This is a genomic window from Mycobacterium sp. IS-1556, assembly GCF_001499985.1.
Taxonomy (GTDB): Bacteria; Actinomycetota; Actinomycetes; order Mycobacteriales; family Mycobacteriaceae; genus Mycobacterium.
This window is the reverse complement of sequence record NZ_LQIM01000015.1, coordinates 34,190-45,517: the sequence shown is the minus strand read 5'-3', so window position 1 is coordinate 45,517 and position 11,328 is coordinate 34,190. Positions and strand designations below refer to the sequence as shown.

The 11,328-nt window shown below is 65.8% G+C and carries 10 protein-coding genes and 2 pseudogenes; all 12 read right to left on the bottom strand.

The features are described 5' to 3' along the window. Positions 1–400: pseudogene (locus AU187_RS25795) on the bottom strand (hypothetical protein); the annotation flags it as partial. A gap of 199 nt (positions 401–599) precedes the next feature. After that, the gene (locus tag AU187_RS12995; RefSeq protein WP_059099461.1) at positions 600–851 is read right to left on the bottom strand and encodes a DUF3253 domain-containing protein; all 252 of its coding nucleotides are present in this window, start codon (positions 849–851) and stop codon (positions 600–602) included. Positions 852–926: 75 nt separating this feature from the next. Next, a pseudogene (locus AU187_RS12990) lies at positions 927–1,499 on the bottom strand (hypothetical protein). A gap of 2 nt (positions 1,500–1,501) precedes the next feature. Next, the gene (locus AU187_RS12985; RefSeq protein ID WP_059166839.1) at positions 1,502–2,305 is read right to left on the bottom strand and encodes a mannan-binding family protein; all 804 of its coding nucleotides are present in this window, start codon (positions 2,303–2,305) and stop codon (positions 1,502–1,504) included. Between the two features lie 2 nt (positions 2,306–2,307). Then, positions 2,308–2,988 carry an Rv1363c family protein gene (locus AU187_RS12980; protein ID WP_059099509.1) on the bottom strand — a complete coding sequence of 227 codons (681 nt, stop codon included), beginning with the start codon at positions 2,986–2,988 and terminating at the stop codon, positions 2,308–2,310. Positions 2,989–2,997: 9 nt separating this feature from the next. After that, complete coding sequence (locus AU187_RS12975; RefSeq protein ID WP_059166838.1) at positions 2,998–4,248, bottom strand: MlaD family protein; 1,251 nt, start codon at positions 4,246–4,248, stop codon at positions 2,998–3,000. Further along, positions 4,245–5,612, bottom strand: coding sequence for an MCE family protein (locus tag AU187_RS12970; protein WP_059166837.1), 1,368 nt, complete (start codon positions 5,610–5,612; stop codon positions 4,245–4,247). The genes AU187_RS12975 and AU187_RS12970 overlap by 4 nt, the downstream gene beginning before the upstream one ends. Beyond that, on the bottom strand, positions 5,609–6,730 hold the full coding sequence (locus AU187_RS12965; protein ID WP_059166836.1) for an MCE family protein: 1,122 nt from the start codon (positions 6,728–6,730) through the stop codon (positions 5,609–5,611). Before AU187_RS12965 ends, AU187_RS12970 begins: the two co-directional genes overlap by 4 nt. Further along, entirely contained in the window at positions 6,727–7,797 is a 1,071-nt protein-coding gene (locus tag AU187_RS12960; protein ID WP_059166835.1) for an MCE family protein, read from the bottom strand. Before AU187_RS12960 ends, AU187_RS12965 begins: the two co-directional genes overlap by 4 nt. Next, positions 7,790–8,845: an MCE family protein gene (locus AU187_RS12955; RefSeq protein ID WP_059166834.1), complete on the bottom strand. Its 1,056-nt coding sequence runs from the start codon at positions 8,843–8,845 to the stop codon at positions 7,790–7,792. Before AU187_RS12955 ends, AU187_RS12960 begins: the two co-directional genes overlap by 8 nt. Then, on the bottom strand, positions 8,842–10,473 hold the full coding sequence (locus tag AU187_RS12950) for an MlaD family protein (protein ID WP_059166833.1): 1,632 nt from the start codon (positions 10,471–10,473) through the stop codon (positions 8,842–8,844). The genes AU187_RS12955 and AU187_RS12950 overlap by 4 nt, the downstream gene beginning before the upstream one ends. After that, a complete protein-coding gene (locus AU187_RS12945) occupies positions 10,474–11,328 on the bottom strand; it encodes an ABC transporter permease (RefSeq protein WP_059166832.1) in 855 nt (284 codons plus the stop codon). It abuts the gene before it with no gap.

Genomic DNA, 11,328 nt, shown 5'->3' with positions numbered 1-11,328 from the left:
ACCGTGGAGGCGGCGGTGGCGTCGGCAGCCCGTACGGGCCGCCGGCACATATCGGGTTGGCAGGCTGGCTGATGCATGCGGGATCTGCCGGGCCGGTAGGCGGCCCCGTCATGGGTGACGGAGGCGGAGGTGGCCCCGGCGGAGGCGGAGGCGCATACGGGCCGCCCTGGCACACGGGGTACGTCGGCATCGCCGCACATCGGGGATCATCGGGGCTCGTCGGAGGTCCAGGCGGCGGGCCGGGAGGCTGCAGCGGCGCCGGCGCAAGGGATAGTCCTGCGAGGGCTGGCATTCCACTCGCCGGCACGGCGGCGCCCATCGCGGCAATGACGATGAGCGCCCCGGCCACCGCACCTTTCGCCACGATGTCGCGGACTTCGGAGACTTTGGGCCAACTCATCTTTCGCTCCTCAGCGCGGCACCCGATGGCGCGTCATCCAAAATTATTGACGCTGAAGCATATTCGCCCATACCTACTCCCCGACGAGTCGAACTGCTCGAACGCTAACCCATCGAGCTTGCCCCGGCAGCGATTCGGGAGAACTTTGCCGACACCGGGCTCAGTGGCCGGCCTGACTGCTACGCGACCGGCGGCGCACTCACGTCGCGCGGATCCGGATGGGACCCCGCCACGTCGCGTCCGGATCGACCACCTCGCCCTTCTGGGTGATCTCGACCTCGCCCCGGCGCGCCAGGTCCCTGGCGACGTCGCGGGCGTCGTTCATGAGGTCGCGCCAGTCCTTACCACCGACTGAGCGGGCGGCGTCGGACGGGCAGATCGTCTTGTCCGGGCCGCGTTCCCGGGCGAGGCGCAAAATGACGCTGCGGAGGCGCTCGATATCGCCGGACATGGCGACTCCCGACTTCCTTGTTGGCACAAGACTGCTGGTGCGATCTTATCGAGGGGTACGGCGAGACACCCGGTTTCACGCCCCAGCGCACACTCCGGAGTCGCGGATCGCCCGGCCATAGACGTTGGCCGTTGCGATGTTCGCGTTGATCTGTCCTGACGGCAGCCGGCGCTTGATCTTGTCGCTGATCTGGGTGAACTGGTACCAGAGCCGGTAGATCGAATCCCCGTGGAAGAGCGGCGAATACTCGCTCTGATCCGGGTAGTTGACGATGAACAGCGTGTGCGCGCGGGGATCGAGGAAGGCCGCGGACTGGTCGAGGTTGGCGGCGACCACATCACCGGCTTCCGTCACGCCCGGTGTCGACCAGTCGTCGCCCTTGTCGCCGAGGAAGTCCTGAAAGCCGTACACCTGGGTCATGAGTTCGTCGTACTGGGCGTTGAACCACTGTCACGAGTCACGTTGTGCCGTAATCTGCTCCGGCGTGACCCGCACCTGCCAAAGGTTGTACGGGAATACGGTGTAGTCGGGCGACCAATTCGACGGGTACGGAACGAACACCGGCAACGTCGGGGCGGCGGATTCGGCCCGGCTCACCGGTGCGAACACCAGCAGCCCTGTCAGTAGCACGGCGAATGTTCGAAACATCGCTATGCACCGCCGAATTCGGGGCGCAGGACGGGCGCCAACGCCGCGAGTGGGATATGGGCTTGCACAGTGCCGCCGTCCATCGCCCACTGCATGCGGCCGATCGTGTAGTCCAACGGGGTGTCGCGGCCGACCGGATAGTCGGGCATGTAGAGGATCAGCTCATCCGGTGTGAGCGCCCAGGCCCGGTACCCGCCGGAGTACACCTTGTCCGGGGTCCAGCGGTCCGGGGTGAACGGATAGGTGCCGGGCTGGTGCGGCGGCGGTGCGGCGTCGAGTGCGGCGACGATGAACGGCGCACCCAGGCGTGGGATTTCGGCCCGGTGGTCGACGTCCGGTTTGAACAGGTCGGCCAGTTGCAGCTGCCGTCCGCCGGCGAAGGTGAAGGTGCGGTAGGCGTCGCTGATGATGGGCGCGTTCGGATGTGCGAGGGCGTCGGTACCGACCGTGCCCGAATACATCTCGTGGAACACGGCAGTCATCGCGCCGCCATGCTGGAAGATCTCGAAGTGCTGCTCGCCGAAGCTGTCCTGGACCATCATTTTGGCGGCGGTGCGCCAGTTGTTCATCAGGTTGGTCAGGTACTCCCGGATGACGGGGTTTTCCACCAGGTCGCCGGGCAACGCCATCTTGATGTTGCGGACCGCTTCGCGCTCCGAGATCACCGACGTGCTGCAGAACTGTCCGTCCCACTGACCGCCGAGCTCATCGCAGAACGACGGGGCCGACGCCGACACGGGTGGCGCGGTGGCGATTACCAGCGCAGACACCACCGCCATCGCGCTGCCCAGATTCCGCGGGCGCATGATTACGGCAGCTCGACTTTGCTTGCGCGCCAACGGCCGTCGACGTACTCCATGGTCATCTTGATCCGGCTGCGATCGATGCGCGGATCCGGGACGCTGGCGTTTTGCACCGCCTGGTCGACGAACAGCAACACCACCGCCTTGTCCTTGGTGGCGGATTGCACTGCCGACTCCAGCACCACTCCGTGCGCGGAGGCCTTGTTGTCGATCAACAACTGGCGCAGCTCGGTGCTGGACTGCGAGTACATGTCCTTGAACTCGCCGGTCGCGCCGTCGAGCACGGCCGCGAAGTTCTCGTCGACCTTGTTCGAGTCGATGCTGGTAAGCACTTGCGCGTACTCGACAGCCGCCTGCTGCGCGGCATTGCCGGCTCGTTCCACCTGCCGCTGCTGCCACAGCTGCCAGCCCAGAAAGCCGGAGCCGGCCAGCACCCCGACAACCAGGATGGCCAGTGCGGCGAGTCGGATGCGGCGGGGCCAGTTCGCCTCGCTCTCCGTGCCGGAGGCCGGGTCGTCGGGTGTCTGGTCGTCACCGCCCGATGCGCTTTCAGGCCCGTCGGATCCGTCCGCCTCGTCGGGCGCCGGGTCCGGCGTTGTATCAGGCGTTGCCTCAGTTGTGTCGCTGTCACCGTCGGGCTTCTTGTCGGTGTCGTCGTTGGTAAGGGAGTCGCTGGTAATTGACATCTTCATCTCCTAGCGCGGTGGCTCGATCGGCAGGGTGGGCCCGCCGTAGGGGGTGGGAATGGTGAACCGGCCCTTCGGGGTCGGATCCGTCTGCCGGCCGAGATCGGCACCGGGCGGGGGGCCCGCGGTGTCGTCGCCGGCCGGCCGTGGCGCGTTCTTGGCTCCGCGGACCAGCATCCCGGGGTGATCGTCGCGGCAGTAGGTGTACATGAACGGTTCCGGGTAGTCCGCATTCGACGGTGGCAGGCGCGGCGTTCCGTAGTCGCAGTGATACCGCGGGTAGATGTCGCCGGTGGCCCACAGCCCGTTGTCGTGCATCGCGGTGCCCAGCGCGTCGAGCAGCGAGGTGCGGTAGTCCGGAAACAGTGCATTGAGTGCCGGCACCCGCAGGTACAGCAGCCGGGAGACAGTCGTCAGGTTGCCCAGTAGTTGCACCATGGTGTCGGAGTTGTCGATGAACAGGTTGTCGACTGCGGTCAGCGCATCCGGACCCTGGTTGGTGAGCCGGCGATAGCCTTCGCGCATCTTGTTGATGCCGACAAAGCTGTGCTCCAGATTGTCTGAGGCGACGGCGATTCCGGCGTTCTTGTCGGCGGCCAACGTGAGCACCACCCGGCTGGTCCGCAGCAGGCTGCTGGTCTCCGGCAACACCGAGTCCATCGTGGACAGCAGGAACGTGCCGCCTTCGACGATGTCCTCCAGCTTCTGCGGGCCGGCCTCCGACAGGCTCAGCTCTCGCCGGATCAGCTCGAGTTTCTCGGTATCGGTCTGCGCCAACGCCCCGTCTGCGTCGGCCAGCAGCTCGGCGAGGCTGACGGGCACCGTGGCCCTGCCCTGGCCGATGACGGCGCCGTCGGCCAGGAACGGCCCTTGGTCCGACTCCGGCACGAAGTCGATGTACTGCTCACCGGCCGGCGAGAGGCCCGACACCCGGACATCGCTGGACTCCGGGATCTTCATCGTCGATTTGACGTTGACCACCGCGTTCACCCCGGCCGGGGTGATGTCGAGCCGGTCCACCCGGCCGATCGGCACGCCACGCATCGTGACGTCCTGATTGGGCAGCAGGCCGGCCGACTCGGGCAGTTGGACGGTGAGTTGATACTGCGAGGCGAACGGGTTCACCCGCAATGCACCGAGCAGCAGGTAGCCGGTCGCCACCACCAGAACCATGACCAACCCGGCCGCCGAAAGCCAGGCGCGGCGGCGGTGGCCGAACCGGACGAGTTCGACCAGCCGGTCGGCAGTGCTCGAGATCATTGTGGTGCCTCCGCCGGCAGCGGCGCGGGTGCGGGCGGCGGGGCGGGCGCGGGTGGCTGCGGTGGCCCCGCCACGGGCGGTGGCAGCGGCGGCCCCGCCACCGGCCCGAGTGCCGGCAGTGGAATATCGGTCGCCGGTGGCGCGACGGGCAGCGGTGCCGGCGGAGTCGGTGGGCCGGGCGGTGGCCCCGCAACCTCCAATTGCCCCGGCTCGGTCGGGCTGGGGATCACCGGGACCTGCGGCACGCCGGGGCCCTTACCGACGATCTTCTCCTGCAGCCGGTACAGCGTGTACTTGAACGAGCCCACAAGGTGAAACCAGTTGTGCCACTTGGGTCCGTGGAACCCCGGGTCCCCGGCGAAGCCGATATCGGGTATGTGTCCCAGGATCAACCGGTCGATGCTCGCGTTCACCGCGAGCGCGTTGCCGGTCGTCCCCTTGACGAATGGGGGCATCAGCCGGTTGAGCGCATAGAGCGTCGCGTCGGGGGTGAGCACAACGTCGTTCCACGCGCCGGCGACGGTGTTGGCATCGGCGATGACGCTTCGGCCGCTGGCGTCGGTGCCGGCGATCGACGGGAACTTGCGCGCCTGGTCGGACACGTCACCGATCTGCTCGACGAGGTCGGCGATCTGGGTGGTGTGCGCCGCCAGCGTGTCGGTGGCCGGTCGGGCTTCGGCCATCACTTCGCTGATGGTCTGGTTCTTGGCTTCAATCGCCTCGACGAGCCGGGAGGTTTCGGTGATCGCGTTCGAGATCTGCCCGGACCGGGCGTTGAGCGTGCCCAAGGTGTCGTTGGTCTTGCGGATGAGATTGCCGAACGCCTCGCCCTGATCGCCGGTCGCCTTGCCCAGTCCGTTGATGATGTTGGTGAAGTTGCGCACCGCACCGCCGTTCACCAACACCGCCGCCGAACTGAGCACCGATTCCACCGTCGCGGCCGCTGTCGTGTGGTCCAACGGGATCGTGTCGCCATCGGACAGCAGCGGCGCGTTCGGATCGGCGGGAGACGGCGGCTTGATCGCGACGAAAATATCGCCAAGCGGTGTCGCGGACCGTAATTCGGCGGTGCTGCCCCGAGGCAACTGCACTCCGTCCATGATGCGCAAGGTGGTCACCGCCGTGTAGTTACGCGCCTCCATCGACTCCATCTGGCCGACATCGGCACCGGCCAGCTTCACCTTGGCGTTGGCGGGCAGGTTCAGCGCGTTGGAGAACACCGCCGTCAGCCGATAGCCGCCGGACCCGACGCCGGGCGCCGGTAGCGGAAGGCTGGCCAAACCGCCGGTGCCACAGCCGGAAAGGGCCAGGCACGCCGCCGTCGCGAGCGCTATCGGCCACGGCCTGCGGATCGCGGTCGTCATTTCTGTCCCATCGCCGCGAGTCCGTCCAGCATGTGCGTCAGCCCGAAGTCCGGCCCGAAATCCTGCAACGTCCCGGTGCTACAGCCCAGTTGCCGCAGCCCCATCACGTTGCACACCTCTTTGATGAACTGGTTGTCGAACAACACCCGGTCGGTGAGCACCTTGACCCGCAAGGCGCCGTTCTTCTGGTCGACGATGTTGTACAGGTTGTCCAGTGTCATCGGCGCCACGTCGAGGAATTCCTTGAGATCGCGTTCGTGATCGACAGCGGTGTTCAGCACGATGTCGCCGTTGGCGACGAGGTCCTTGATGGCGTCGCGATGAATTTCGAGCACCTCACGGGTGTTGGTCAGAACCTCGTTGATCTTCTTGCCGGTGGTACCGCTGCCGAGGTTCTCGTCGGCCAGGATCTGACTGAGCGCCCGCACCGACGAGCCGAATTCCCGCAGCGTCTCGTCATTCCTGGCCGCCGCCTCCGACAACGAACTCAAGTTCCGGACGATGGTGGTCAGCTGATCCCTGGTCACCGTGCCCCGATCGGCGCTGAGCCGCAGGGCATTCGACAGCTCGCCGAGCGCGTCCTTCATCTGCTGGCCGTTGCCGTCGGCGATCGCGGCGCTGGCGTTGACCACATCGGCGATCGGGCCGTTACCCTTCCCGTCGCCCTTCAGCGAAACCGATAGCTTGTCGAGAACGTCGAGCACTCGGGCGAATTCGACCGGAGTCTGGGTGCGATTCAGCCCGATGGTTGCGTGATTCTGCAGGATGGGACCGCTGCCCGAGTAGGGCGGCGTCAGTTCGATCTGCCGGTCGGTCAGAATCGAGTTGGAGATCGTCACCGCCTGGGCGTCCGCGGGAACCTTGACATCCTTGTCCACGGTGAAACGGACCTCGACGTAGCCGCCCTTGGGGGTGATCTTGGTGACCTCGCCGACCGGCATCCCGAGCACCGCGACGGTGTTTCCCTCGTATAGACCGGCGGCGCTGTCGAATTGGGCGGTCACGGTCATGGCGTCGAGCTGGTCCTTGGTGTAGACCACCGCGACGGTGGCCAACGCCAGACCCACGACCAGTGCGATCGCACCGGCGACCAGCAGCTTGGTCTTGGTGATCCTCATTTGCAGTCCTGGAAGTACTCGATCATGGAAAATTGCTGGGCGCGGCCACTGATGGCGCACATCCACGAGTCGACCAGCAGGCCGTTGGTGGCGTTGAACCCAGCGGCATTGCCGCTGCCGGTGGCATTGGCCAAGCCACGCAGCGCGATTGGCCCGGACTGCAGGATGCTGCGCAGGAAGCCATCGCCGTCGCGGGCGAGCAAAGTGGACAGCTCACGCAGATTGCGCAGCAGTTCCTCGAGTTCCGGCCGGTCCTCGATGACGACGCCGCTCAAAGTCTCGACGAGGTTGGTGAGCGCATCCATCATCGCGTGGAATGTGGCACGCGAGGCGACGAACTCGCCGAGCAACGAGTTGCCCTGATTCACCAGGCTACCGATGGTCGACTGCTGACGACGCAGCGTATTGCTGACCACCTCAGTGGTTTTCAGCAGTTCGCCCAGTTGGTCGCGACGTTCGGCGATGATCGTCGACAGCGTGTGGGTGTTCTCCAAGGCCTGCGGCACCACCGGCGGCAACGTCTTCATCTGCTCGCCCAGGACGGACAGCGTCTCGGCGAACTTATCGGAGTCGACCTGCTCGTAGGTTCTGGTGACGTCGGCCAGAGCCTCCTGCAGATCGTAGGGAACCTCGGTGTGGGTCAGGTCGAAGGTGTCGTTCGGCAACGAGCCCGCACCATCGGGAATCAGGGCCAAATACCGCGAGCCCAGGATCGTGGTGATCTTGATCGACGCCCGCGAATCCTCACCCAGCACCACGTCATTGCGCACCTTGAGCTTGGCCTCGACGTAGTCGCCGGCGAGGTTCATGCTCAATACCTCGCCCACCGGGATTCCGGCAACGGTGACCGGGTTACCGACTTGCAAGGCGGCGGCCTGCAGGAAGTGTGCGGTGTACTGCCGGTAGCCGAAGTTGGCCACCTTGAACAACAGCAGTGTTCCGACGAGCAACGAAACCACCAGAACGGCAACGACACCCATCCAGGTCTTGTTGCGGTTCTCCAGTGGGCGGCGGCGCTTTTTCGTTGGGTCCGCCGTCGTTTGATCCGCCTTCGTTTGATCAGCCATTGGCCATGTTCCTGCACTTCGGGGTATAACGCGCCTTGTTGCCCGGGGTGGCGGCGTCCACGATGATCGGCACCACGTCGTTGAGGCCGGGGAAAAATCCTTGGATGTTCAGGTCGCATGCGTAGGCGTTGGCGAAGGAGCCTTCGCTGGTGATGCGCGCGAAGCCCTTCAGCAGCAACGGGAGGTTGGCGCCGGTGAACGCCAGCTGGTTCTCCAGGCCGACCATGTGCGCCGCGAATCCCGGTTCGCGGGAGACCATTTCCTTCAGTGACGGGTACACCTCGTCGGAGATCGTCGACAATTGCCGCACCACCTTCGCGATCGAACTCATCGACTCCACCAATTCGGGGCGTCGCGCGTCGAAGGTCGACACCACCGTGCGGGCTTCGCCGATGATGTGGTCGAGGTCGTCGTTATGCCGGGCGAGGTTGGCCACCACGACGTTCAGGTCAGTGATCACCTCACCGAGTTGCTCGTCCTGACCGGCGAACGACTCAGTGAGCCGGCCGGTCTGGTCCACCAGGGCGGTGATAGACCCCTTGTCGCCCTGCAGCGATTGGATGACTCCCTTGGTCAGGTTGTCGGCGTGCTTGGGATCGAGCACGCTGAACAGCGGCTCGTAGCCGTTGAGCAGCCGGCCGACATCGAACGACGGATCGGTGCGCTCGACGGGGATGACACTGCCGGGCTTCAGCGGTCCCGGGTCGCCGAGATTGCCCAGCGACAGACCGAGATATCGCTGGCCGACGATGTTCTGGTAAGTGACCGAGGCGACGGTGGTGCCGAGTACCTGCTGGTCGTCCTGCACCACGAACGACACTTTGGCGAGATCGCCGGCCAGCTCGATCTTTTCGACCCGGCCGACCCGGACCCCGGCCATCCGGACGTCATCACCCTCGCGCAGGCCGAAGACGTCGGTGATCATCGCCGCGTAGGGCACGGTCCGGCCGACGACGTCTCGACGCAGCGTGACGTACACCAGCCAGGTCAGCGTCACGGCGACCACCATGAACAGCGACAGGCCGATCAGTGCGCCGCGGTACCTCATCGGGCCTCCTGGTCAAGCGAGACGGTCGTGCCGCGGGCCACCGGTCCGAGCAGCAGCTGCGTCGCCGTGGTGGCCGGTTGGCCGGTGATGACGGAGAGTTGGTTGCGTTCCTGTTGGCTACCAACGGGTCCCACGTTCCCGCCGAAGGCCGCCGGCTGAGCCGGCGATTCAGCAGGAGCCGGCTGAGCCGGCAATCCAGCAGGAGCCGGTGCAGCCTCGGCGGGCTGGGGACCGGCGGGCGGCGGCGGATCCCACGGTTTGGGCGCGACCGGTGCCGGTGGGGACTGGTTCACTACCGGCGGTGGCGTGGGTTCTAGCGCCGGGTTGGCCGATCCGGGTACCGGCGGCGACGGCGAAACTCCCGGTGGCAGCGGCGGATTCGGATCGGCCAGGTTGGGATACGGGTTCACCAGCGGCGGTCCGACGGCGACCAGGTTGCCGTTCTCCCCCAGGACCGTGCCGGGCGGGGGCGCCAGATCCTTCGGCGGCTGGAAGTTCTGTGGCAACAACGTGTCCGGCAACGGCGGCCGGACCGGAACCAACGGCGCGGTGTAACAGCTCGGGCCCTTGAGTTCGCCGTACTGCGGGCAGTCGGCGCGGGTGTAGGTGTAGGTCGGCGTGAACGACAGGTTCACCCGCATGTTGCCGATGTCGCGATCGTGCATCCACACCTCGTCGAAGAACTTGTCGGACAGCTGATTCAGCTTGACGAAGGCCGGCACCCAGTGGCGCGAGGTATCGGCCAGGTTGCCGACCACCGGAGTCAGCTCCGAGGTGATCTTGACCATCCGGTCGGTGTGGTTGTTCAGCGCGGTATGCGTGGTGTTCATGGTGTGGACGCCACCGCTGACCAGCGCGTCGAGCTGGGCCCGCTGCTCGACCAGGACCTGCATCGGTCGCACCGCCTTCTGCAGCGCGTCGAACAACTCAGGTGTGGTCTGCTGCAGTCCCACGGCCGCATCGGTGAGCGCCGACACCGTCGTCGAGTCCGGCTCGTTGGCCACGATCGCATCGACTTCATTGATGAGCCGGTCCAATTGCGCGCCGGCGGCGAGCAGTTGGGTACGGCGATCCTCGGTGGCCTCGTTGACCGCGGCGAGGATGCCGATGGTCTTGTCCTCGCGACCCCGCCCGGTCGCGGCCAGGATGTCGCGCAGCTTGCTGATCGTGGTCTGGAACAACACCGTCGGTAGCTCGGTGTCCTCCGGAATGTGCGCACCCGCCTGAATCGGCGATCCAGGCCTCCCGCCGTGGTCGACGAGTTGCACCGAGGACACCGCAAACACGTTGCTGGGCACCACCCGGGCCGTCACGTTGTTCGGAATCGACGGTGCGTATTCGGGTTTGAGGTTGATGTGGACGAAGTTCGGATTTCCGTGCGCGGCCGGGGTGACACTGTGGACGGTACCGACCAAGACGCCGTGGTACTTCACGTCGGAGCGTTGCGGCAGTCCGTCGCCGACGTTGACGAGATTCGCGACCACGCGCACGAAGGGATCCAGGCGTCCTGTCGCCTTCACCAAAAGGGTCGTCGTAATCAGCGCTGTCACAAGAACAACGACGATCCCCGCACCGATCAACTGGCGATCGGTTGGGCCGCGCCCGCCCAGGTCAAAGGAATTCGCCACCTACCCCCCAAACCTTGCGCCGGCGTCTACGTTCCACAGCGCCATGGTGAGCAGCATGTTGACGATGATCACCACGGTGATGCTGGCCCGCATGGCGTGTCCGGCCGCAACCCCGACGCCCTCGGGACCGCCGCTGGCATAGAAGCCGTAGTAGCACTGGATCGTCGTGGCGATCCAGACGAAGACGATCGCCTTGAGCAGCGAGTACAGGATGTCTTGACCCGACAGCATCAGCGTGAAGTAGTGCAGATACGAGCCGGTCGCACCACCGCTGATGACTTGCACGACAACCTGTGTCGTCAGATAGCTGACCGCCAGGCAGACGACGTAGAGCGGAATGACCGCGATCACCGAGGCCATCAACCGGGTGGTCACCAGATAGGGGATGGGACGGATTGCCAGTGAATCCAAGGCATCGATTTCTTCGGAGATTCGCATGGAGCCCAGCTGCGCGGTGAATCGGCAGCCGGCCTGCGTGGCGAACGCCAACGACAACGCAATCGGGGCGAGTTCGCGGGTGTTCACCAGTGACGAGATGATTCCCGTCGCCGGGCCCAAGCCCAGCAGGTCGAGGAAGTTGTACCCTTCGATGCCGACGAGCGCACCGACGGTGACGCCGAGGACGATCGCCACCCCCGCGGTCCCGCCGCCAACCACCAAAGAGCCGTTGCCCCAGGCGATGTCGGACAGCAGTCGGATGAACTCTTTGCGGTAGTGCCGTAGCGCGACGGGGACCGCGACGACCGCGCGGACGAAGAACACCAGCATGTGGCCGAGCTGCCCGATCGGCGGCACGACCTTCCCGTAGAGGCGGACGAAGGGCGCGAGCAGCGGCGGTACGAACGTCGACGCCAT

Coding starts and splice junctions, on each gene's coding strand:
- AU187_RS12995 (WP_059099461.1), bottom strand. CDS start 851: ATGTCCGGCGATATCGAGCGCCTCCGCAGCGTCATTTTGCGCCTCGCC.
- AU187_RS12985 (WP_059166839.1), bottom strand. CDS start 2,305: ATGCGCCCGCGGAATCTGGGCAGCGCGATGGCGGTGGTGTCTGCGCTG.
- AU187_RS12980 (WP_059099509.1), bottom strand. CDS start 2,988: ATGTCAATTACCAGCGACTCCCTTACCAACGACGACACCGACAAGAAG.
- AU187_RS12975 (WP_059166838.1), bottom strand. CDS start 4,248: ATGATCTCGAGCACTGCCGACCGGCTGGTCGAACTCGTCCGGTTCGGC.
- AU187_RS12970 (WP_059166837.1), bottom strand. CDS start 5,612: ATGACGACCGCGATCCGCAGGCCGTGGCCGATAGCGCTCGCGACGGCG.
- AU187_RS12965 (WP_059166836.1), bottom strand. CDS start 6,730: ATGAGGATCACCAAGACCAAGCTGCTGGTCGCCGGTGCGATCGCACTG.
- AU187_RS12960 (WP_059166835.1), bottom strand. CDS start 7,797: ATGGCTGATCAAACGAAGGCGGATCAAACGACGGCGGACCCAACGAAA.
- AU187_RS12955 (WP_059166834.1), bottom strand. CDS start 8,845: ATGAGGTACCGCGGCGCACTGATCGGCCTGTCGCTGTTCATGGTGGTC.
- AU187_RS12945 (WP_059166832.1), bottom strand. CDS start 11,328: ATGGCGTCGACGTTCGTACCGCCGCTGCTCGCGCCCTTCGTCCGCCTC.